This window comes from Paraburkholderia dipogonis, assembly GCF_046027395.1.
In the GTDB taxonomy this organism is placed as follows: Bacteria; Pseudomonadota; Gammaproteobacteria; order Burkholderiales; family Burkholderiaceae; genus Paraburkholderia; species Paraburkholderia dipogonis_A.
Genome location: NZ_JAQQEG010000022.1, coordinates 65,304 through 86,896, shown reverse-complemented (window position 1 = coordinate 86,896; position 21,593 = coordinate 65,304). Strand labels below are relative to the sequence as shown.

Here is a 21,593-nt window from a genome sequence, read left to right as displayed (position 1 = left end):
TTACTCCTATTGGTTCTGCCGGTTCTGCATACGTCTTCTGTTCGCGCCAGAAAGCGCCACAACACGCCAGTACGTTCCACTCGCTAGTATAGGAAATTCGACCCGTGGTATCGTAAACCTATACCGGCTCGGCATGGGCTGCGCCGGGAAAACCTATACTGACATCATGAAAGGCTTCGACCCACGAACGGCGAAATTGTTGCCTGCCGGGCAGCACATTCTAATTGATGGAGCGCCCGGCCTGCGGCTTATCGCAAGCGCCAGTCGGAAGACTTGGACGTATCGTTACCGCACGCCTGATGGTCGGCTCGGCCAGGTGAAGATCGGCACATGGCCGGAAATGAGCGTCGCGACCGCCGTCCATAACTGGGAGAAGCTGCGCTCGGCTCGGGATAGTGGCGAGGACCCGGCCGCCGCGCGACGTACGGCGCGCACAGCGGGCTCGGACGATGCGCCGAAGGCCAATGACTCGCTGACGGTTGCCGACGTGCTGCGCGACTACGTGCATGGTCACGTCAATGTTCATCGCAAAGAGAAGGGCGCGGCTGAAGTGCGCCGCATGTTCGCGAAGATGGTCCCCGACAAACTGGCCGCGAAGGACGCTCACGCGATCACGCGCCGGGACGCGTTCGACCTAATCAAGAGCCATGAGGCGATCCCGGTGCAGGCCGCGAAGCTGAAGGCTGAGATTGGCGCGGCCTGGACCTATGCGCTGGATTCTGGAAGGCTCCCTGACGATACCCCGAACCACTGGCGCGACATACTACGCGGAAAGTTGCAATCCGCTGGACGGATCGTGGCTGGCGAGAAGGTGACCACGAAGCGAGTCCTGAGCGCGACCGAACTCGGGACGCTGATACCGTGGCTGCCGAACCTCTCGCGGCTCTGCGATGACGTTTTGACCTGTTACCTGTGGACCGGTTTGCGGGGCGCTGAGATATGCGCCATCGAAGGCGTATGGCTCACAGAGGAGCCAGATGGTCTCTGGCTCACGATCCCAAAGGCAAAGACAAAGAACGCGAAGCGAGCCCACGCAACCGACATGCGTACGCCGCTGGTGGGCCGCGCCGAGACGATCATACGCAGGCGCATGGGCGTGCATGGCAAGGGCTTCCTGTTCCCGTCTGAGACTGGCGGCCACGTTGAGCAGAAGGTCATTCAGACCGCCGTCTGGTTCCATATGCCTCACTCGAAGACTCGCCCGAACTGGGAGCGCCCGCGCCTGCCGGTTGAAAAATGGTCGCCGCATGACTTGCGCCGAACAGTCCGGACCACTCTCGCCGCGCTCGGCTGCCCCAGCGAGGTCGCAGAGGCATGCTTGGGTCATATGCCGCCCGGAATCCAAGGCGTCTACAACTTGCACCGCTACGACGCCGAGAAACGACTCTGGCTGACGAAGCTAAGCGCCGAGTTAGAGCGCCTCGCCTCCGAGCACATTAAGCCCCACTAGGAGGCGGGAGCATTTCAGCGACGGGCGTCTTGCGGGCCCACGCGCGAACATCCTCTACAAGCCACGCCACGCGCCGCCCGCTGACGGCGCGGGGCTTCGGAAAATCCCCCGCCTGCACCAGCCGCTGCACGCCGCGCGTGGAAAGCGCGACCGCATCGGCCACGCCATCGAGGTCCAGAAAGATCGGCTCGATGCCGCGGCGCGCTGGCGCGGGCCCGTCTTCGCCATCATCCCCCGACTTGCTCGGTTTGCGTGCCGATGTGCGGCGTTGCGTGCGCGGTGCGCGCGGCGCTGGCGACGATCCGCCGCCAACGTCCTGAATAGCCGCGTTACGGGCTTCGAGGGCCTTGTACAAGGTATGCGATGCACGCTCGCGCTGGCGAGCTGACCTGAAGCCTTCAAAAAAGGCGGAAAAAAATGGGTTCTCGCTCATGTCTTCATGGTCCGTTAACGAAAAACGGCAGACCCCTGCGCTCGCAGGTTCTGCCGTTGTGGACGCAACTATATTCTGCGGCTAGAGCAGACGCAACTGTGCGAAATGTCTGACCCTGACGTTTTCGGACACTTCGATATACGACTAAGAAGTAGTAAAGGTATTCGCCGCATCGCAGATAAGCGAATAAAGGGAATGCTGCATGATAAGAATACCTTTGTTCAATAAGGGATTCGGGAGTGATTCTGCGCGACGCGCAGACCGCAAAGCCTTGCGTGGCGGGGGTGAGCGGGAAATCTGCGCTTGCTGTAGAAGAGGGGCGCACGTTATATTCTCGCCACCTCAAATGAAAAAGGCCCGCTTGCCGGCGGGCCTTTCTCGGAACTCTTCGTTTGCGCCGAAGAGGGAAAACAAAGTCTGTGTTCTGAGGAGTTCACGGACAGGAAGGATGTTAACTGCTTGGCCGATGCGTGGCAAGCGTAATAACGTCCTTGATACTCCCTCATTCGGTGCTTCCAACCAAAGGAAGTGCCATGTCTGTCCAGCAGTTCCCCGTAGTCCTCTCGGCGGCAAATCACGTCCGCCAGTCCGCAGCATTCCGCACATTCAGCAGTGGCGTCCCCGGCGTCAGGTTCTGCACGAAGGCCGGTGCGTTCAAAGCGTCCTACGTCGCTGCCAACGGCAAGCCCGTGAAGCTCGGTATGTTCGAGTCGCTTGACGACGCCGTGACGGCTATCAGCCGCGCATACGAAGCCGGTGAGGTCGCGTAATGTCCATCGTTCGCGCGCCGCGCCCCCAATCCAACTTCTACCTGCTGGACAAGCGTATCAGCGAAGACAAGCGCCTGTCATGGGCCGCCCGTGGCCTGCTGATTTTCCTGCTCGGCAAGCCGGATCACTGGCGCGTAAGCGTCCAGGCGCTTATCAACGAAACAGCCGACTCATGCGGGCCGCTCGGTCGCGACGGCGTTCGCAGGGTCATCAACGACCTGAAGGAAGCCGGGTATATCACCTGCGCCCAATCGAAGCAGGACGGCGGCGAGTTCGGCGAAGTCGAATACGTGGTGAGCGAATCACCGCTGACGGATTATCCGGCGACGGTCGAACCGGCGACGGTCAATCCCCTGCAAGTAAGTACTGATTCTAAGAAAGGATTGAACAAAGCAGTAAGGAATGATTCGGGCAAGTTCGCAAGCGAACCTGCGCGCGGCGCTCCCCAAAAGAAGGAAAGGAATCTGAAGCCGTTCGACGCCATCGGTCACCTGAAGGCGCTTGGCGTATCCGAGCAAGTCGCTAAGGACTGGATTCAGACCCGCGTGCTCAATCGTGGCATCGTCGTGAAGCCGGTTATCGACCGCCACCTGGAACAGGCTCAGATCGCCGGTATCTCGCTTGAGGAGGCATTGATGCACGCGTGCCTCTTCGGGGGCTTTGACTTCACGGCTGACCGCTACTTTGAATTGGAGAGCGCATGAACCCGCTTGAGTACATGCGCGCCATCGCCAGCAAGTGCGATCCGGCGCGCTCGCTGGCAGAGCCAAATGAATCGGCGCAGCGCGACGCAGAGGGGGCCGCACTGCAGGCCGAAGTGAAGATCGCGAAGGCCGCGCACGACGCCGCTGTGCAGGCACTCGAAGCGTTCGAACGCGACCCGCGCAACAACGTTTTCGAGTCGCTCGAAGCGGCAGATCGCGAGCTTGACAACGAGCTTCGCAACCGCGCGCATGCTGACTGCGAAGGGTCGCACAACTGCGGCGCGTCCGAGTATCGCCAAGGCTTCTATGTTGGCGGCGCTGAGTACGTTGCAATCGCGTCCGTTGAGTACAACAGGCACGACAAGCAGTTCTATTACGTGGACGGATTCGAATTCCGCATGGAGCCGGTCGCGTAGACCGCCTGCCACGCCGCTCGCAGGCCGTCGCCGGTACGCTGGCATCGGCGAAGGTCCGCGAGCCCCTTGAATCGCCTCATACGAGGCCCTGACTTTACGGAAGAAAACATGAACACCAACGAAGCGCCCGTTAGCTTGACCGAAGTTTTGAACGCCAACGGCATCGCACTTTCCGCAGTTGCTGCAAACAAGGTTTTGGCGGCGGCTGCAATGACCGAGACCAGGTGGCGCGAATCGTCCAAGCCGGGCCGCCCAATGAAAAGCTACCGCGCGGCAACCGTGCGCGGCGAGGCGCTCGGAATTGTGAACGAGAGTAGCGGGCTCCCCACTGGCGACCCCGTTTTGGTCAAGTACGTGCCGAGCATGTTCGCCTCATTGTGGGCGTCAGACGAGGTTCAGGAGGCGCTCGCCGATCTTCTCAAAGCGGGTGACGTGAAGTATCGCGACGGCGCGGCGGCCGGCCAGTCGGAAATATTCTGACTCATGAGCGGATCTCTTTTCTGCGCGATTAGCAAAACTAAGATCGGTGGATTAAAAGAGTGGCCCGGTTCCCTGCGGGGGGTTCCGGGCCGAAAGGTATTGACCGGCGCATTGTGCTGGCGGGCGGCTAAAAACGCAACGACCTGAATTTATTTTCAACTTTTTTTCGCGCGCCAAAAGTCAACCTGATTCCCTTGTTGAACCATCGGTTCTGACGTAGTGCGAATCGATGAAACGACCGTCTGGCGTGGGTTTGCGTCGGTTTTGTGCTTGCGCCGCAGCCACATATCATTTTATAGTCTAGTCAACGCATCGCATTCCGCGAGCGACCACTTGAGGAAACTTCAAATACGGCTCGGCCAAAGATTTTTTGACTGACGTTTATGGAGTTTCGTATGTCTGCTGTACCTGGTAATGCCGTGGCGTGCGTCGGGGCGTCGCATGAATTGACGAAGCCGCTGATGATGTCCAGCCGCGAGATCGTCACGGTCGCCGAGTCGATTGGCGTTGAGAAAGAGCATAAGAAGGTTCTGCGCGATATCCGTGTGATGCTGCTGAATCTGCATGGCGGCGATTGGCTGAAGCAGCAGGTTCCCGAGAAGGGGCGCTCCACGTTCCTGCTTGCGAACAATGACCGTCTTTTCGATGAGTTGCTGTCTGGGCCAAATTTGGCCCACGCACTCGAAACCGAATTCACGCTTGAGCGCGACGTGCGCGACCGCATCATCGAATTCCGCTTGAACAAGGAACTGTCAATGACGTTGGTGACGGGCTACGACGTGAATCTGCGTCACGCCTGCATCAAGCGCCTGGACGAACTGGAGCGCGTGGTTTCCGCGAATACTTTGCCCGCTCCCGCGTCGAAGCCTGATACCCCGGCAATCGAAGACAAGACGATTGCCCGCGTGTCGAAGGCGATCATCGTGCTCGATCTTCTCGCCGGTTCGAAGTCATACGGTCTGACGCAGGAGGAGCACCGCAACGGCGTCCATAAGCTGCTGCGCGCGAACGGCGTCCCGACTGACATGCTCCCGGCTCCGACCAATGACACGTACGTCGGCGAGGGTACGGCCACGCATTACCTGAAGTGGCGCGGTAGCTGCCTGCCGGTCACCAAGTTCATGAAGATGCTGCAGGATGAGGGCTTGATTGTCCGCCACTCGCGCCCGTCTTCGAAGACGCGCAAGCGCGACGGCGCGCAAATCATCAAGCGCTGCTGGCGTCCGACAACTGAGGGCATGCGCTTCTGCTATGAGGAGCCGAACGCCAAAAGCCAAAACCGCGATTACACGCTGCTGTTCTACGCGTCGCAGTTCAATGCCCTCATGAAGCTGATCGCGCCGCGCTACGAGGCTCTTATTGCGAGCGGCAAGTATGTTTCGGCGTGGCCGAAGTCGGAGAACGAGAAGCACGCCAAGGAATACCGCGACCACTTCACCGCCGACTAATCGGCGACGGCTCCCCAGCCATGCACCAAAATGATTCTGCGCGTCATGCAGACTCAAAAGTGATTGCGAAATTCAATGGCGATATCACGATATTAATTGATAAGTCTCCGCTAATATTTGCCTCAACGTGCATACATGCACACATACATACATACACAGGAATAGCGATATGGAAAAGGCGACGATTGTTCGCTTGGATAAGGCGACGCACCAGAGCCTTCGCATTTTGGCCGTCAATCTCGAAACGTCGGCGAGCGAGCTTATCCGCGAGGGCGTTGCTCACGTGCTTGCGAAGCACGGCGTCAAGGTCGAAGACACAAAGACGGAACAGGCGCAGTAACCGAATACCTCCCCAGGCCATCGGTAACACCCATAACATATGCACTGCTAATTTTTAAAGGTATTGACCATGGCTAAGACGAAAAAGAACATCATCAAGCAATTCGACCTGACGAAGGAACTGCAGGCCGGTTTCAACCCGGACTTCCTGGGCAACCCGAAGAAGGTGTCGGTGTTGTTCTCGCATGTGTACGAGCGCACTGGCAAGACTGTCCGCTTCGTTGAGTTCGATGGCAGGATTGTTCCGCTCGCTCAAGACATTCAGGCGGCGATGTATCCGAACAACTTCGATGAGGCTTCGTGGCTTCACGATTATGTCGGCTTCGTTATTGCGAAGACGGACAGCGGCTGGCTGGAATGCCCGGCTGCCAAGAATCTCGCTGGTGCGCTCAAACTCGCAGGGCGTGCGCTGGGCCGCCGTGGCATGGACCCGTACCGCGATCCGGTGGAGATCGAACACATGGAGCAGTTCCTTTCCGGCAACATCCGCAAGCTGAATGGCGACGAGATCGGCGCGACTTATTACCCGGACTTCAATCATACGTTTGGCGACCGCGAATCGCTCTGCATTCTCCACGTCTACCGCAACGGCGGCGAGCCCGATACTGGTGTTGAGGCCATCGCCGAGGTAGAGGCGGAATACAGCGCCATCGTTGAGTCCAACGCGCGCCGCGACAAGCAGAAGACGAAGCCGCGCGAGCGCGCATCGAGCGCCAAGGTCGAATTCACGCAGCAAGAGGTTTGCCGCCGCGCGATGGCCGTCCATGCGTGCGAGGTCGAGCACGAAGAGGCAAAGCGCCGCCTCATTGACTTCGCTTCGATTTACAAGGCAATGCACGGTATCTCGCGCCTGGACTTTGCCGACGAGTTCTATCAGCACTTCAGCCGCCACGCGCTGCGCGACCGCTGGGCCGCAGAGCACGAACTGAAGCTGGCAAGGAAGCGCCTGCAGACCGCAACCGCTGGTTACGCTGCGATGATCGCCAAGTTCGGACACGATCCGTTCCAGAAGCTGTACGACCGCGCGCTTGAACTGGTTGCTCACGATACCCGCTTGCCTGAAATCGCCTAAGCACTGAATCAGCCGGCGGCATTCGTGTCGCCTGTCACCCCCTCCCCAGGAACCAAAATGAACTCCACCAAGAAAGCACAGAAGCCCGAAAAAACCACGAAGCCCCGCAAGACGTTCGCCGCAATCCGCTTGCCATCGAGCGGCAAGCGCGTCGATCCGAGGCAGATCGAAATGGAGTTCTAAGCTATGCAGCAACAAATGCCGATGGCAACGACCGCCGAGCAGGTGGAGTGCATTCGCCAGCTATCGCAGAAGTGCTTTTCCGACCTTACTTACGCACTCGCCGAGGAGGACCGTGTCCGTGATTCGGGTGATGCCGTGGCGGAACTGATCGCCACTGTGCGCCGCATCGAATTGGTCGAGTTTCTGTTCGCGTGGGTGGCTATTTTCGATGGCCTGTCGAATGAGGTCGGCCCGACCATGACGCTCGAAACCCGTCTGGCGATCCTGGGAGCGGACCCGGCCCGCGCGAAAGACTTCATGCCGACGGCCACGCTTGTTCAGTTGGTCGAGGCTGGTCTCGAGTACGAGCCCGCAGCCGAGAGAGTCGGCCCGCTGCTGCAGTTGCGGGTGTTCTGCCGCAACCCGAACGTCCACTACTCGCTGCAGGTGGCGAGGGCTTCCCGCGACGAACTGCAGGCTCTGGTGGCTGCCGAGGCGCGCGGTAGTGTGCTAGTGGCCGCGCCGAATACCTTGCAATAGGGGCCGCCGAAGGGTGGCATTGAAGCTGAGCACCGCAAAATGAAAAGGGCGGCCGTCTTTTCTGGCCGCCTGGAACTGTTCAATAAGGACCCGACGAATGAAGACGACATTCATCCTGCTTGCTCAATACGAAGGCCTGGCAATCATCCCGGCAGACCGTGTCTGCGAAGACTATTTTGCGCCCCTGAAGCCGGTCAACTTCTTGCGCAAGATCGCGGCGGGCGAAATCAAGCTGCCGCTGGTGCGCATGGAGGTCTCACAGAAGGGCGCGCGAGGCGTTCACGTGGCCGACCTTGCCGCCTACATCGACGCTAGGCGTGCGGAGGCGGTCAATGAGTGCGAGAAGCTCTGCGGAAATTGAGCGCCCAAACGAAGAAAAGCCACCAGTGATCGGTGGCTTTTTTGGTTTCTGAGGTCGGTCAGATCGTGAGATACGCCCACGAACGGCCATGTTTGATGCTGCTGATGGACGAACTGGTACGCCATGCTCGCGAGCCAGTTTTTCATTCAAGCCATCTTCCCCGGCCCTGTCGCGCAAAGCCGTCTTGATGCTGATTACGGCAGATTCCGTAAGTTTCGTGACCTTGCTGGCGTTAATTTTCTCCCGCCGTTCGCTGGTCAGCATCCCAATGCGACGCCCGCGACTTGATGGGCAGTTCATGAGCTTCGCTGGATCAATCGAACGGATTGTGGCGTACTCGCGTCCCCCCAGATTACCGTCAAAATGAAAGCTGCCCTGGCGACTGGCGAGCGGTGCGCCGCGCCTGACGCGCTCCACGACTTCGAAGCGGTGCGCTCCGACGCCGTAGCGGGTGAACGACTCCTGAAGTGCTGGATTGTGGTGCTTGCCACGCCGCCCAAGTGTTCTGTGAGATTTCCAGCGATTGCCGACGTGGGTTGATGCGCCGACATAGACCCGGCCATCCGGCGCGGTGATCGTGTAGACGCCCGCGAAGTCGTACGCGCTCGCCTTTGGCGCTGATGCTGCTGCCATTCTGATTTCCTATTGAGTTGGTCATCTCATGGCTGGTCTCGTAGTGGTGGGTGGGGCGGCGCATAGCGCGCGGCATGTGGTTACTCCTCTAATGGCGGTAAGCGCTTGGTGCGACGAGGCTTGCGCTCCGGTGCCGGGTCGGGTGCCTCGTTGATGCGGTCGCGAATCCATTGCGCTGCGGTCTGATCGTTCTCGCGTGCGAGGTCCTGACACTTCTGCCATTCGGCGTTGCTCGCTCGGAACTTGCGTATCTGCATGACCTCGCCATCGGGAGAGGTTGGCTTGCGCCCCTGTCCGCGGCCCGCGCCACCATGAGAGTTTTTCGTTTCCATGTTGAGAATTATACAACTTGTTTGAGGGGCCACAAAAAACGCTTGATTTTGTGGCCCTGTATATTTACGATCCATCCCATCGCAAGACAACACCGACAAAGACATGCAAGCAATAGCACTCCCTTTCGTCAAGCCGGTCGCTGCCGCAGAGCGTCCGTATGCGCTGAAGTACCGCATTGATGGCGTCCGCTGCGAACTGGTGTTCGAGTCAGATGACGCCCGGGCTGCCAAGGCCGCAGAGCTTGTCAATTCCCGCGTGGCCGTTGTGTTCATGCCGTCGAATTCGTAACCCTCCGCACAGATTTACCCGTCGCACCATTCTTATAAATTCGTACCACTAATCAAAGACTTAGCAATGCACGAACTCTATATGTTGATTGCCGAACTCGCCGCGCTTAAAGCCCATGTCGAAGCTCATTCTGAAGCGCTTCACGCCATGCGCCAGAACTAACAGCAGTCAACTTTTCAACGCCAGCAGTACCGCAGCCGGGGCGGTTCCCCCGGTAACACGAACTGTTTAAGGTAAGCCATGGAACCGAATCAAACCAACGCCGCAGCAAAGCTGATGCCGCTGTTTCACGCGATACAAAGCGAGATCGCCAGTCAAGTGATGAAGGACCCCGGCTTCAAATTCGACTTTAAAACCGCAATTGACAACTGCCAGATCGAAGTCAATTTCCCGCACCTTACGGGCGCTTCCGCATCCCCTGCGAAGCCAGTTCCGACCGATCATGCCGCAGCCATGGATGCCGCCGCGCGCTCCGCTGCCATGCCCAAGGTGTCGGATGCTGACCGTGCCGTCATGCAGGCCGCTTTCGACGCGAAGCCAAAAAAGATTCCGAAGCTCTAACCAACTAATCCGCGCGGGCTCCATGGGTCCGCGCACGATCTCCAGGATAACTAACAAAAATTACGATGGACGCTTACCAAATAACGCTTACAGCGATCCTCGCGGTCGTGTTGGTTCTCCTGTTCGTGGTCGTGGTTCTGCGCGTCGTGTTCCCGCCGATTCCGCCGATCACCGTTGAGCCGGAACAGCGCGAGTACATCGAGCGCGCGAGCCGCGACCAAAAGTAAACCAAAACGAGGAAATCATCATGTGGATTTGTCTGAATCAAGCCTTCCTGTCAATCGTCAATAGCGACCGCGATCCGACCGTCCTGATGGTGCGCGCGCGCCGTCGTGGCGACATCGAAGCCGTGTTCGGCCCTTCTGTCGAAGTGACCACGCTTCCTCAGCGCGATTACCAGTCCAGGGCTTTCATCCGCCGCGACATCGTTGGCACGGTGATCGCTCAGTCGCTCATGGAAATCGACTACACCAACTTCAAGGGCAGCACGAAGGATCGCCACCTGCATGACGCCTACATGCACGTGTGGCACGTCATGGCCGAACTGCAGGAAGTCCCGCCCTACGGCACGGAGCCGCGCGCTGGCTTCCGCAAGCATCCGCAGCGCGTCAAGCGATGAGCGACGCACCGATCGTCCTCGCTCGTTGCCGGTTCGAAGGTCCCGGTTCGACCCGAAGCCGTCATTGGCGCGCCCAGGGTGCTAAAGGCCGCTATCGAAATGCTTCAGCACCCACTGTACCGGGCGGCTTGATCGCGCATTGGCGAAATCGATTCATCCCGTTTTGATATCGCGTGGTGCTAGCATACTAGCAATCAAGAGGCCTTTGCGACCCATGACGACATGACCAACCCATGAGAGAACCTACGCTTTCTTACGATCCAAACGCACCGGATATTGTTCTGCACGAACACTGTCAAGCAATCCAAAGTCAATTTTTGACGCGACACGAGACAGCGCTAGTCGACGTAGACGCGCTATACCACTACACAACAGCCGAAGGGTTCCAGTCTATCCTCAGCGGGCGTTCATTTTGGGCGACCGACATCAGCCACTTGAACGATTCGTCCGAACTTGAGTACGGCTGCGACTTATTTGCGATGCGTCTTGGCGTATTGAAGGACAAGTGGGCAAATGACTTTGTCAGCCATTTCGTTGACGGAATGATGAAGCAACTGCGGCTTCCAAGCGGACTGGTATTTCAGGCCTACGTTGTTTGTTTCTGCACCAATGGTAACTTGCTTAGTCAGTGGCGTGGGTACGGCAGTGGCGGAGGTGGCTACTCCATCGGTTTATCACCGCACAAGAAGACCGGTGCTCAGCTTGGCGGCAATGCTTTCGTGCTGGATGACGGCGGAGTAGTTCACCTTCGCCAAGTTATCTACGACCCGGTGGAACAGGTCACGCTGTTTGACAAATTGCTAGAAGGTATAGCGGAGGTGCTTGCACAACACGGTCAATCTATGCGTTGGGAGGAGTTTCGCGAAAAGGTGTTGCAAGATGCACTTATGCGCGCGCAAATAGTGTTGGCCGACTTACTACCTTGCTTCAAAAGTCACGCGTTCAGCGAGGAGAAGGAATTTCGTTACATCTACTTCGCCCACACGTATCCGCTCAAGAATCAGCGGTTTCGTATCCGGCATGGAAGCTTTGTTCCTTACGTGCCGCTGAATCTTCTCGATTTACAGAAGGGCCCGCTACGCGTCTCGCGCGTTTATTGCGGGCCAACGCTTAACGCGTCCCTGACTATGCACACAGTGAGCCAGTTAGTTGGCTCTCTGGGGCACAGTGACGTGGATGTTTGTGAGTCAGACATTCCGCTGCGGTTTTGAAGGGCAAAATTCTAAACCACGGACAGTCGGCGATGACGGCACTCTGCACGTCAGCGCTGCCTGTGCTAAAGCAGGCGTTCGAACGTCTGCTTTAGCACAAAGACGAGAGGCTGAAACTGGCCGAACCCGGTCCCATGATGATTGGCTCGCCGCCATGGCGCCCCTTGCGCAAAAGGGGCGGGTGCTCCCGTTCTACGGCGCAAGGACCGCGCAAACGGCCACGGTGCCGGGGCATCTTGTTTTAGACCCGCCGAGCCCGCGGGCGTGCATCTCTGAATTCTCGCCAGTCCATTCCGCATCGCCGTTCCGCCCGCATATTCGCCACGGTTTGCCATATTCGACCGGTGGTGTACGGCCTGTGTACGCCTGTGTACGCCGCCCGGTCGGGACGGTCCAATGGTGTCATTGAACAGCAGACCGGAAGGGCTATGTCCGCGCAGAAAATTACCGATGAACAATGGGCAGAGGCCCGCAAGCGCTACGAAACCGAACCCGGTCTCGGATTGGGGAAAATCGCACAAGTCCTTGATTGCTCTAAGAGTTTGGTCGCACGTAAGGCCCGTGAAGGGAAGTGGCAGAAGGATATTGGCGTGCCGAATCAGGTGCATCGGACTGCTCGCGAGCGTGAGGCTAAAGTTACAGGAAGTGCCGCACCCAGGGCCACGCAAGCCGTACACGTGAACGGTGCAGAGGCGTCTACTCGCCCGGCTCACGTGGTCGCCGATGTCTTCGTGCTGCCTGCCGCCGAGAAGGCCGCGGCGAACGACTACGACGACGAAATCCGCGTTCCCGATGGTCTCGATGAGATAGGGCGCGAGGAGTTCGTCAAGGCCGCCATCTTGGATCGCCAGCGGGCTATCAATGCCCGTCACCTGAAGGAAATGAAGGCAGCCCGTGCGCAGGTCTATGCGGCCATCAAAAAGGCGGGTGCAGAAGGCGGCCAGGCTACGGCGCTGGCCGTTCTGCGCATCGTGCAAGCCGTGAGGGCCATGCAAGAGGCCGATATGGAAGCCGAGCTTCAGCGCGTCCGCTTGGAGGTCGCCGAGTTCATTGGAAAGCCCGTGAAGCCGACGCCGTGCCGGATCGTGGTTCACATGCTGCCCGGCGAACAACTGCTGGGCGGTGCCAAGGTCTACGGCCCGAACGCAATCGAAGTTATCGACGTGGAGAGTCGCAATGCGTAAGTCACAAGCCGAAATCAACGAGTGGATTAGCCAGCAGCAGGATAGGCTCGGCATCGTACCGCCGCGCATCTATCCAAATATGAGCGCCGCGCGCCGCTCCAGCGAAGCCTGCGTCGCGCCGGCAGTGACGATCTACCCATCGCCGTACGTAATCGAGCGCCTGGCTCACGCTGGGGCCGATCTGCTGATCGCGAACAATCCGGCATACGCCTCGATGTGCGCCCGGCTCGATGCAGAGCTTGCCGAAATTCTCGATGGGGGTGTCGGCTTGCCTGCGCCACGCGTGCGCCGCGGTAAATCGACGCGTACCCCGCGCGTGCTCATGAACGACTGACGCCACTCCCATTTTTTTGCTCATTAAATTTAAGGAGCAAAATAAAGTGTTGATTTGATTCAGTTACGGGGAATCCCCTTAACTGCCGAGGACCGATATGAACGACGCAGGACCGAAGCCGCTCAACTATCTGCCATGCGAGACCGCAGCCGATCTTTTCGAGCGCACAATCTCGGCGCTTCGTCTTGAGCTTCCCGCCGAGGAGTGCCCGGCCTTCATCGTTGAGGAAACGGTACAGGCGATGCGTGAGGACTTCGACTGCACGCGCCAATACCTGCGGACAATCGAGCGCAGTGCGAAGCGCCGCAACCCGTTTCCGGGCTTCCGTATCGTCCGCTTCAAGCGCGTATTCACGTAGGGGTGTCAATTTTTTTGACATCCCAGTAATTACTGGAATCTCCACCGTTAGTGGGAATCCCGGCGCGGTGACGTAACCCAGCGTTAGGGCATCCCCGCCGACATCCCCCAACGTTGGGGAATCCAACTTCCACAATTTGTGGGAGTCGCCCTACGCCCCGCCCGTCAAGGCTCTGAGAGTTTCGGAGAAAATTCCCCGAAATATCGCCGCTGGTTTTTTGGGAAATTTCCAGAATATTCCGTCGCCACCTTTCGCCGATCCAGCAGGCAGCTATCGTGGCGAGCGCGCAGGATTGGGCTGAAGCTGCGTCGCAAGGTGGCAATGGCTCTAACCAACACAAAAAAGAGCAAACAGGTCGTGAAGAACACTTTGCTCAAGTAACCGTAGCCGACCGCGCCGCTCAATCTGGCGCAAGTCCGTCAACGCAGCGCCGCGCCGCTCGTTCGGGAGCAAGCGCGACATTTTGCCTTACTGGTGATAGCGGGCTTTAAACGCCTGCGTCAGCTTCTTGTCGGCGTCGCACACTTTCATGGGCTTTAGCTGGCCGCCTGTGATGCCGGTGAATGCGTGCGTTTTCGGATCGGTCGTGCCACTAATGCATCCACACTGCTCGCCGCGACTGGTATCCGGCATTTTGTCGGGTACGCCGTTCGCATCAAGTTGCCACGCCGCGTCCCGATCATCCAGCGTTAACTCGCCCCCGGGAAGCGAGTTGGTGATGATGCCGCAACGCATCTCTGCGTGAGCGGTGATCGATAGCGTCGCGAGCAGGACTGCTGCCACAAGTGTTCGTTTCATTATGGTCTGGTTTTCTTTAAACGTGGTGCTGTGAATGGGACCTTCTGAAAAGCCGACGCCGCGCCGCAATTTTTGCGGTTTGATGTCCGATCTCGTCGTCATTATCGGCATTTCATTGCGAAAGGTTTAGGGCTAGACCGGTTCGGTACGCGGCCGCTTGCCGACGTTCGCCTCCTGGATATTCTCACCAATGACTGAGATTTCCCTCTGTCGATCTCGTGGCCCGTCTGTCCATCTTGGAGCAGCGTGCTAGCATCCCGCCAAACAACAACGTCAGGAGCAAGTTGGTGAAACGCGCAACGCTTGGTGATTTTGCTTTTTTCAGCGTCGTAATCCTGCTGGCGGGCCTTTTGGCTCAAGTCGTATCGAAAGTGATTGTTGGTCAAAATTCGCCACCAGACATCTGGTCGATATTGAGCTCGATCGCCACGGCCGCAGCAACAATAGTCGCGCTATGGGTGGCGCTGAAAAGCAACCGAGAAAAGGATAGGGAGGAGGCGGTTCGTTCACGGCTCGCAGCTGCTCAACTCACCCCGGTACTTCTCAATAACATCGCGAAAATCACTATCATCCTGAAACAGTTCGAACAGTTCATAGCAGTCGACCCGCAACCGCAGGCCTATCACGATGTTCTCAAATTGCTCAACGAAGTGGTGTCGACAGAGCCCAATTTTGAGACGATGAGGGCAATTGTTCCGCTGCCTAACAACTGCGCCGAGCGAATGGCGGCTGGTTTCGCTCAAATCAAACTTGTCTTCCGAATGCTTGAACAGGCGAGGACGCTTTACCTCAACCAGCCTGCAAATATCGAAACTCGGAAAATCAGAAGCAGCACGTTCGCGGGTCTCACGCACGGAGTTCTTGAAGCGCTTGAACCAACAGTCGAAATCTGTAATGACGCATCGACGGTGAAGTTGGGCGGCGTAAACGTTCAGTGACACCTCGTACATATTCAAGGCCAAAGCAGGCCACCGCAAAGCTGCTGTCGCGGCTCAAGACGCGTGAGTCTCGCCGCTCTTGTGTAGGTGAGGGCGATTGTTAGTGGCAACCGTGTAGCCCGCAGTCGATGTGGTTTGATCGCACAGTTAGCGTCCCGGACGGTTAGCTAACCCTGCATCAATCAGAGGCCGACGGCCAAAAGTACCTGCGAGCGCTGGCTAGCTCAACTGGAAGACCAGAAACGCGCCGCGCGCCCGATGGTGGTGCCGCATGGTTCGGTGGTGACGGTGAACATATCCCGGATTGCTTGAGTGACGGGGCAGCGGCATGCTCAGATGGGCGCATTCTCGTCAAGCGAGCTGAGCGGCGTAGCGTTTTCGGCCAGCACCTTGCCGGTCTTCAGCAGATGCGCCGACCGACGATCAAGAATTTCCGGGAAGAGGCGCATGCGCAACTTGAACATCCAAGCCGGCCACCGCCTGAAAATGAACCGATCCAGATAGTAGTTAGCCAGCGAAGCATGCTCTGCGACAAGGTGCCAGTTCGCTACCACGTCTGCCGCTTTCTTCTGGAGACGCTCCTCTGACTCTGCAATATTCGCCGTGGGCATAGGCGCCTTGGCATCATTGTCCATCCGCTCGAACTCCGTGAGACCTCGCTCGAAATGACGATGAATCAGCTCGCAGTGGTTCAGATGGGCGTAAAGCCTCGCATCAATGTCGGATAGCTGTCCGAGCGCGGGACTGTGCAAGATCACAGCAGGAGGCTGCACTCTCGCCAGGCTTCGGCAGGTCACTTTTTCTACTTCTGTCCTTGAGAACTTGCTCGCGTGGGCACGCTCTTCCAGCGACTCATGAGCTCCGCGAAAGCTCATCAGCTCGGGAAGCAGCGCACTTGCCGCGATACGCCGCTCGCGCCGGGTCGCGCGCGACGCGACGATGAGCGCACCTACAACGCCCATCAGACCACCCACGGTCGCACCAATCAATGTCTGCCAATGATCGAGAAAGACGACCATGTCGAACCTATCAGGGAGGGGTGCCGGTGGCGACAAGAACGAGCCAACGGTTCCCGCACGAATTAGCGATAGCATTTGTATGTCGTAGCCATAGACCTTCACATTGAGGCCGTCGGTGGCCATTTCTATCGCAGCGAGGTCGCACGTTCCCGTATGGTGCAGGCAGGCATCTATCTCCTTGTGAATGGCGATGAAATCCACAGTAAGCTTGCTCTGGAACATGTCTCGCATTGCACTGCCGAAACTGTAATCCACGAGGGAGTACCGCCGGTTCAAATTCTCGTTCCAGTCGGCCAATGCCGCTCTGTAGTCCTCCCGTGCAACTGACAAATCCCTATCCTGAGCGCTATCCTTTAAGGCTCCCAACAGAACCCTTGTGCGGTATAGGCGACGATCGAGCGTGCGACTGATTTCCTCAGATACCTGAGACGCTCGCGTCAGGTCTGCCTGAAGCCGCGCTGAGTGTTCCTCATTGGCTCTGGCTTTCGTCTGGAAAGCATAGGTCAACATGCCGCCAACGACGGTCGTCAGCACGAACGCGAGCAGAAGGAGGACGAGTTCGTTGTATCTACCAAATAGCTTATCGGGACCTTTCGACTTAACGATCATGGGTTCCTCCGCGGGTGGCCGAAATGGCTCCCGGGATAGGGCGATTCGGGGGAGCGACAGACAGTATGACCGCTGAGCGGTCAATCGGGGCTTTGGGTCGCGAGGAGTCGCGGATGCGGAAGAGGGCGAGTGACGCGCATCAATGACTTGGATTGCGCCTGCAAACGCAGGAGCAAAGCCGCAAACGGTGGGCTGATTCGTCCCAGCCACTAAGCCGAGCACCGAACGCGGACGGCGACGGTCTCCAAAGCGCTTTCGAGTGCTGCCCCTTCAGTCGCGCCCAAGGAGAAGAGGGGCGCTAGGTCGATCCGAGTCGCATGCTGTCCTTCGCTGAGCTGGCCGCCCGCCCCACGACACTCTTCGCATAAGGCGACACCCGGCCATCTTCGGCCATTGGCCAGCCGGCCCAGTTCGACGCTCAAACGTCCGTTACACCGTGCGAGGGCCGCACCGGCAACAAGCATGACCCTCGACACCAGCGATTTCATACGCCGTTTCTTGCTGCGAGTGCTGCACTGTGGTTTTCACCGGTCTCTGTTGCTACGGCCTGCTCGCCGTCATGCATTTGAAGTTCATTTCGTCTCCGCCTATGCTGGAAGCTACGTTCAAGCCGTTCGTAGCCTTAGGTGTAAATCGTTTCGAGAGTCTGGGGGGCTGAAATGCCTGATGTGAACGAGAAGAAACGGGCCAAAGTCGCGCCGAGTCCGCAGAGCACTGACGATAACGACGCCGAAGCACAAAGTCTCCAACGTCAGCTTCTCATGCACGTTGAGATCGCATCCGACCGGGCCTACCGTTTACGCCTGATTGCGCTAGTCATTGGGGGACTTGCGATTCTGATCGGGGCAGTGATGACGTTTGCGGGGTTGCAAGGCTCGTTCAATTGGGCCGTTGGGGTGCCTAAGACGATAGAAGCGAAATTGACCAATGCCGCGCCCGGCATAGTTTTCGCGACAGCAGGACTGATCATCTGCGTCGCCGTCGTTCTCACCAAGACTGCGAAATTGTTGGTCCAAACTTCGAAAAACCGGGTGCTAAAGATAGTTCTTGACCACATTCTCCCGGGACTTTGAAAATCGACGAGGGCGCGATTCCGACGAGGCGATTTGCGGAGTAAATGGGGGCGAAGACCACAGGGGTAACTTCTGAGAAGAGCGAAGATTCGCTTCGGGTCGACGGAAGTTCGACCGGAAGCTACGTTTAGATCGGCCGGTACCGAATGTGGGCTTCCGGGTTCCGCCAATTTCGGCCATTGACAGCGCGATGAAAATGGTCGCTGGAACGTCGGCTTCCGACAGATGCTATTGAAAAAGTCGCGGCAGTTGGTTAGCCTACGGCCGGCCAGAAAATCGACCCCTTAGATCGCCTACAAGCCGCTCGCGGGCCTGATAAAGGGTAAAGCGACACATGAAAACCTTGCGATGCAGACCGTCACCGACTTTTCAACAGCATCCTCGTTGCTGAAAGGGCTCAGCCTCGGACCAAATCGGAACTTGGAACGTTGGCATTGGGTTCGACCAATTAATATCTACGCCAAACCAATGTGAATAAGACGACAGATGGATATTACCGCTGCCGACCCGGCGATCAAAGCAGGTATAAAGGTAACCGAAAATAAAAACCAAAATGTTGCAGCCTCATTATTTCGTAGTACCGAGAATTTGCCGTCCACGACCACAACTTCCACGTGGTCTCCGAGTTTCCTCTCAACAGACTTGGATTCACTACTTAAAACCGAGTTAGGGGTATAGGTCGAGAACTCTTGCGTGTGTCCACGTTTGTCTGTGAAGCGTACGATCGCATATTCATATCCAAATCGATTCTCGTGAGACGCGTCCTTGGCCACCACCACCCCATCAATGCGATCAGCTAATATCCGTGGCAGGAAATTAATGGAGACCCATAGACAGAGTCCAAATCCAACAATGGCTATAAATCCAAATATAAAAGAATGAAATAAAACTACCGATCGACTGTAACTGGACGACGCAGGCTCATCATAACTCCTAAGGGCGACAAGCGACCAAATAACAACTGGCAAAAAGCTGGCCGCCAACCACCTTTTTGATGAAAAAGACACGCATAACGCACCCAATAATGAAAGGACAAATATCATTAATGATATTTTTTGCACGACTGAATTTGATCCCGGCATATAATTGATTCCTAAAATCAATCGCAATCTGGATCGTCGCTATCAGGACTTCCGGCATCGGTGTCAACGCATACGCCGCTAATCGTAGGGACAGCGACAGACTGCGTAGAGGACAGCGTCGTAAGGTTGACTGTTTGCACATTGCCGACCTGGGTTCCCGTCACGGGGTCAAACGGGAATAGAGTCATATTGGAGTAATTAAACGAACTGACGCCCACCGGCACCTGTAAATCATAGGCTCCGCTCGCATCAGCAATACTAGATAATTGTGTTCCAGTGTTAATATCGGTAAGCATAATGCCTGTCAGTGCGGAGAGGATCGGCCCTTGATTATTCGTCACCGCGACGTTACCTGTGACGTCCCCTGACAATTGAGGCGGGTTAGCCGAAGAGCTTTCTTTATTGGCAGTAGAACTGAGATCGATTATAGTCGTGGTTAAGGCTCCAGCTCCAACTAGAAATCCAGCACCCTGAGCTATTATACCTGACACTCCATCACCACTGAAATTTTCTAAAGCTGTGGTCACAGATTTAACCAAGCCACTTCCCGTTCCCAGAACCCCCAATACAGGCGTGGCTACGCCCAGCACATCTATCCCCGTCTTAATCCCGGAAGTCCAGGTCAGCCCTTCTTCCGAGTTTGCGATGTTATAAATATCTCGTCCAACGGTATAACTGCCAAGTACGATACCGGCAACGGCTGCAGCAGCGGCGACTTCTGGTAGGGCTAGCGCGCCCCCGACCAGTGCAGCAAACGAAGTCGCAGCTGACAATCCCGCAACTATATTGTCGGCTAAATTATTCGTAGAGGTCGCCGGGTGCATTGCACCCAATGTCCCATTCGTTATTCCCGTGATGCTGGCTAACGCTCCGATCCCGTCTACTAAACCCTTAATATCGCTAACATGGGCACGTTCATCATTTTTATTTTTTATCGCAGTTTGCTGGTTGTCTATTGGAAATAATGTCGTTGGGAAGTATCCAATGGCTTGCAAGTGCATTGCGATTCGACGGTCCAAAACGTCTAATGTCACGCTGTTGAACTGAATCGGGTTTCCATTGCTGGTTTTTCCAAAAGCTAACGACTTTTGAGTGCCCGCCACAAGGATATCTATGTTATTGCGCATTTCGATCGTGTCGATGATCTGGCGTTGAATCGTAGATCGGACAGCCGAAGTATCGGTTTTGTTAGCTGGAAACGAGTGGATGGCCTGCAAGTGATTGAGATTTCTTGCGAGGCTTAACGTCATATAGTTCATAAAACCGCGCGCGATTGCCCCCGGCGCTGCTCCATAGCTTGAAACTGCGGGCATGTCTTGGATTGCGATTTGGACCTTGTTGGACGTCATCGAGCCTTGGACCACTTGGAGGTCCGCTATTACACTAGCGGTTAGTCCGGTCGAAGGGTCCATATAAAGCGGCGTTCCAAGAACAATGGTGCCATCCGCTTTAGTGCGAACCGGGGTTAATTGGATGTTGGCACCGCCGGGATAGGTTATTGAGACCGTATAGGGCTGGCTTACATCAAGCCCACTGGCTTTGACTGAAAACGGAGTCATTGCAGTGGGTGCGGGAGGAACAGGTGTCGCCAACGATAAGGTGGTCCTTGCCGGTGGAGTCGTAATATCGCCGCCACCACCGCAGCCGGCAAGAAAAAGTGAAACACTAGGAATACTTGCAATGCCAGCCTTAAGTATCGTGCGGCGCGTAAACATACCTTTGTAAATTTGTTCGTCCATTTCAGCACCATTTATTTTTAGAGGGGAACGGACCGCTATTTCAGAACGATTTTGCAGGTAAATTCCGTAACTATGTATTAACCACTTATATCGATAATCTTGTACCTCAATTTCTTATCGGGATATTAGTCGTGCTTTTTGACTGTGCGCGGAGTGTTGGCTTCTAAATGCGAGAGGTTGGCTGAATTGCATCTGGAGTCTTTGCCTTCAGGGTCATACGGTGTGAATGACTTCTCCCAAATTGTTTTATTCAAGTTCAGCATTACTTTTTGTGGGGTATTGATATTGATTTCTATTCAGAAGAGTTTTTCGCCGCACCTGAACAATCCTAAAATCTTTGCTTGTTGAGCCTTTCGCGGCCGAAATGGCGTTGGGGGAATTGCCGGGTCCGGGAATATTGATGGCTGGCGTGGTGTTGGCCGTGTGCGGACGTGTACCTGCTTGCGGGCGTAGCGAAACGTCACCGAGTAGTGGTGCTCGTCCAGCGTAACGTGTTAGACGTGGTCGACATCCGCCACCTTCCGCTCTGTGGACTGGTACGGTTTCTCGGACAATGGGCTGGGCGCCATGTGACCAAACGGCCGTCGTGCCAATACTTGCGAGTTAGGCCGCTCCGGATCAGTCGATCAGAGACATTGA

General features: G+C 56.7%; 28 protein-coding genes. 21 read left to right on the top strand and 7 right to left on the bottom strand.

Translation table 11 applies throughout. The features are described 5' to 3' along the window. Positions 1-166: 166 nt before the first annotated feature. The gene (locus PQR32_RS23035; RefSeq protein ID WP_408232079.1) at positions 167-1,450 is read left to right on the top strand and encodes a tyrosine-type recombinase/integrase; all 1,284 of its coding nucleotides are present in this window, start codon (positions 167-169) and stop codon (positions 1,448-1,450) included. On the opposite strand, the gene PQR32_RS23030 is transcribed toward PQR32_RS23035, so the two are convergent. After that, positions 1,437-1,805, bottom strand: a complete 369-nt coding sequence (locus PQR32_RS23030; protein WP_408232076.1) for a helix-turn-helix transcriptional regulator — start codon at positions 1,803-1,805, stop codon at positions 1,437-1,439. The genes PQR32_RS23035 and PQR32_RS23030 overlap by 14 nt on opposite strands. Before the next feature lie 611 nt (positions 1,806-2,416). Between PQR32_RS23030 and PQR32_RS23025 the strand changes: the two genes are divergently transcribed. The 10 genes from PQR32_RS23025 (at position 2,417) to PQR32_RS22980 (ending at position 8,175) form a co-directional block, all read left to right on the top strand. Next, positions 2,417-2,653 (top strand): hypothetical protein, encoded by a 237-nt coding sequence (locus PQR32_RS23025; protein ID WP_408232073.1) that lies wholly within the window; start codon positions 2,417-2,419, stop codon positions 2,651-2,653. Further along, positions 2,653-3,357: a hypothetical protein gene (locus PQR32_RS23020; protein WP_408232070.1), complete on the top strand. Its 705-nt coding sequence runs from the start codon at positions 2,653-2,655 to the stop codon at positions 3,355-3,357. Before PQR32_RS23025 ends, PQR32_RS23020 begins: the two co-directional genes overlap by 1 nt. After that, entirely contained in the window at positions 3,354-3,773 is a 420-nt protein-coding gene (locus PQR32_RS23015; RefSeq protein ID WP_408232067.1) for a hypothetical protein, read from the top strand. The genes PQR32_RS23020 and PQR32_RS23015 overlap by 4 nt, the downstream gene beginning before the upstream one ends. Positions 3,774-3,881: 108 nt before the next feature. After that, on the top strand, positions 3,882-4,253 hold the full coding sequence (locus PQR32_RS23010; protein WP_408232064.1) for a hypothetical protein: 372 nt from the start codon (positions 3,882-3,884) through the stop codon (positions 4,251-4,253). 395 nt (positions 4,254-4,648) lie between these two features. Then, positions 4,649-5,701 carry a Rha family transcriptional regulator gene (locus PQR32_RS23005; protein WP_408232061.1) on the top strand — a complete coding sequence of 351 codons (1,053 nt, stop codon included), beginning with the start codon at positions 4,649-4,651 and terminating at the stop codon, positions 5,699-5,701. Positions 5,702-5,870: 169 nt separating this feature from the next. Continuing rightward, positions 5,871-6,041, top strand: a complete 171-nt coding sequence (locus PQR32_RS23000) for a hypothetical protein (RefSeq protein WP_408232058.1) — start codon at positions 5,871-5,873, stop codon at positions 6,039-6,041. Between the two features lie 165 nt (positions 6,042-6,206). Beyond that, on the top strand, positions 6,207-7,112 hold the full coding sequence (locus tag PQR32_RS22995; RefSeq protein WP_408232055.1) for a hypothetical protein: 906 nt from the start codon (positions 6,207-6,209) through the stop codon (positions 7,110-7,112). Between the two features lie 57 nt (positions 7,113-7,169). Next, complete coding sequence (locus PQR32_RS22990) at positions 7,170-7,295, top strand: hypothetical protein (protein WP_408232053.1); 126 nt, start codon at positions 7,170-7,172, stop codon at positions 7,293-7,295. Positions 7,296-7,298: 3 nt separating this feature from the next. Next, positions 7,299-7,814, top strand: a complete 516-nt coding sequence (locus PQR32_RS22985; RefSeq protein ID WP_408232051.1) for a hypothetical protein — start codon at positions 7,299-7,301, stop codon at positions 7,812-7,814. A gap of 97 nt (positions 7,815-7,911) precedes the next feature. Then, positions 7,912-8,175, top strand: coding sequence for a pyocin activator PrtN family protein (locus PQR32_RS22980; RefSeq protein WP_408232048.1), 264 nt, complete (start codon positions 7,912-7,914; stop codon positions 8,173-8,175). Here PQR32_RS22980 and PQR32_RS22975 read toward each other — a convergent pair. Together PQR32_RS22975 and PQR32_RS22970 are read right to left on the bottom strand one after the other, a co-directional pair. Further along, entirely contained in the window at positions 8,071-8,808 is a 738-nt protein-coding gene (locus PQR32_RS22975; protein WP_408232045.1) for a GIY-YIG nuclease family protein, read from the bottom strand. The genes PQR32_RS22980 and PQR32_RS22975 overlap by 105 nt on opposite strands. Positions 8,809-8,888: 80 nt before the next feature. Further along, the gene (locus tag PQR32_RS22970) at positions 8,889-9,140 is read right to left on the bottom strand and encodes a hypothetical protein (RefSeq protein ID WP_408232042.1); all 252 of its coding nucleotides are present in this window, start codon (positions 9,138-9,140) and stop codon (positions 8,889-8,891) included. A 103-nt stretch (positions 9,141-9,243) separates the two neighbouring features. On the opposite strand from PQR32_RS22970, the gene PQR32_RS22965 reads away from it, so the two are divergent. From PQR32_RS22965 to PQR32_RS22930, 8 genes are all read left to right on the top strand, one after another. Next, positions 9,244-9,429: a hypothetical protein gene (locus PQR32_RS22965; protein ID WP_408232039.1), complete on the top strand. Its 186-nt coding sequence runs from the start codon at positions 9,244-9,246 to the stop codon at positions 9,427-9,429. 240 nt (positions 9,430-9,669) lie between these two features. Then, positions 9,670-9,990: a hypothetical protein gene (locus PQR32_RS22960; RefSeq protein ID WP_408232036.1), complete on the top strand. Its 321-nt coding sequence runs from the start codon at positions 9,670-9,672 to the stop codon at positions 9,988-9,990. Between the two features lie 65 nt (positions 9,991-10,055). Further along, positions 10,056-10,217 (top strand): hypothetical protein, encoded by a 162-nt coding sequence (locus tag PQR32_RS22955; protein WP_408232033.1) that lies wholly within the window; start codon positions 10,056-10,058, stop codon positions 10,215-10,217. A 20-nt stretch (positions 10,218-10,237) separates the two neighbouring features. Beyond that, the gene (locus PQR32_RS22950; RefSeq protein WP_408232030.1) at positions 10,238-10,609 is read left to right on the top strand and encodes a hypothetical protein; all 372 of its coding nucleotides are present in this window, start codon (positions 10,238-10,240) and stop codon (positions 10,607-10,609) included. A 233-nt stretch (positions 10,610-10,842) separates the two neighbouring features. After that, entirely contained in the window at positions 10,843-11,820 is a 978-nt protein-coding gene (locus tag PQR32_RS22945; protein ID WP_408232027.1) for a DUF2971 domain-containing protein, read from the top strand. Positions 11,821-12,248: 428 nt separating this feature from the next. Further along, positions 12,249-13,004: a hypothetical protein gene (locus PQR32_RS22940; protein WP_408232025.1), complete on the top strand. Its 756-nt coding sequence runs from the start codon at positions 12,249-12,251 to the stop codon at positions 13,002-13,004. Continuing rightward, complete coding sequence (locus PQR32_RS22935; protein ID WP_408232022.1) at positions 12,997-13,338, top strand: hypothetical protein; 342 nt, start codon at positions 12,997-12,999, stop codon at positions 13,336-13,338. The genes PQR32_RS22940 and PQR32_RS22935 overlap by 8 nt, the downstream gene beginning before the upstream one ends. A gap of 97 nt (positions 13,339-13,435) precedes the next feature. Beyond that, a complete protein-coding gene (locus PQR32_RS22930) occupies positions 13,436-13,696 on the top strand; it encodes a hypothetical protein (RefSeq protein ID WP_408232020.1) in 261 nt (86 codons plus the stop codon). Between the two features lie 468 nt (positions 13,697-14,164). On the opposite strand, the gene PQR32_RS22925 is transcribed toward PQR32_RS22930, so the two are convergent. Next, the gene (locus tag PQR32_RS22925; protein ID WP_408232017.1) at positions 14,165-14,596 is read right to left on the bottom strand and encodes a hypothetical protein; all 432 of its coding nucleotides are present in this window, start codon (positions 14,594-14,596) and stop codon (positions 14,165-14,167) included. Positions 14,597-14,781: 185 nt separating this feature from the next. On the opposite strand from PQR32_RS22925, the gene PQR32_RS22920 reads away from it, so the two are divergent. Next, positions 14,782-15,432 carry a hypothetical protein gene (locus tag PQR32_RS22920; protein WP_408232015.1) on the top strand — a complete coding sequence of 217 codons (651 nt, stop codon included), beginning with the start codon at positions 14,782-14,784 and terminating at the stop codon, positions 15,430-15,432. A gap of 332 nt (positions 15,433-15,764) precedes the next feature. Here PQR32_RS22920 and PQR32_RS22915 read toward each other — a convergent pair whose 3' ends face one another. Beyond that, entirely contained in the window at positions 15,765-17,060 is a 1,296-nt protein-coding gene (locus PQR32_RS22915; protein ID WP_408232012.1) for a hypothetical protein, read from the bottom strand. Positions 17,061-17,719: 659 nt separating this feature from the next. On the opposite strand from PQR32_RS22915, the gene PQR32_RS22910 reads away from it, so the two are divergent. Continuing rightward, positions 17,720-18,133: a hypothetical protein gene (locus tag PQR32_RS22910; protein ID WP_408232009.1), complete on the top strand. Its 414-nt coding sequence runs from the start codon at positions 17,720-17,722 to the stop codon at positions 18,131-18,133. A gap of 455 nt (positions 18,134-18,588) precedes the next feature. On the opposite strand, the gene PQR32_RS22905 is transcribed toward PQR32_RS22910, so the two are convergent. Both PQR32_RS22905 and PQR32_RS22900 read right to left on the bottom strand, forming a co-directional pair. After that, the gene (locus PQR32_RS22905; protein ID WP_408232006.1) at positions 18,589-19,215 is read right to left on the bottom strand and encodes a hypothetical protein; all 627 of its coding nucleotides are present in this window, start codon (positions 19,213-19,215) and stop codon (positions 18,589-18,591) included. A gap of 17 nt (positions 19,216-19,232) precedes the next feature. Further along, positions 19,233-20,954: an autotransporter outer membrane beta-barrel domain-containing protein gene (locus tag PQR32_RS22900; protein ID WP_408232003.1), complete on the bottom strand. Its 1,722-nt coding sequence runs from the start codon at positions 20,952-20,954 to the stop codon at positions 19,233-19,235. Positions 20,955-21,593 lie beyond the last annotated feature (639 nt).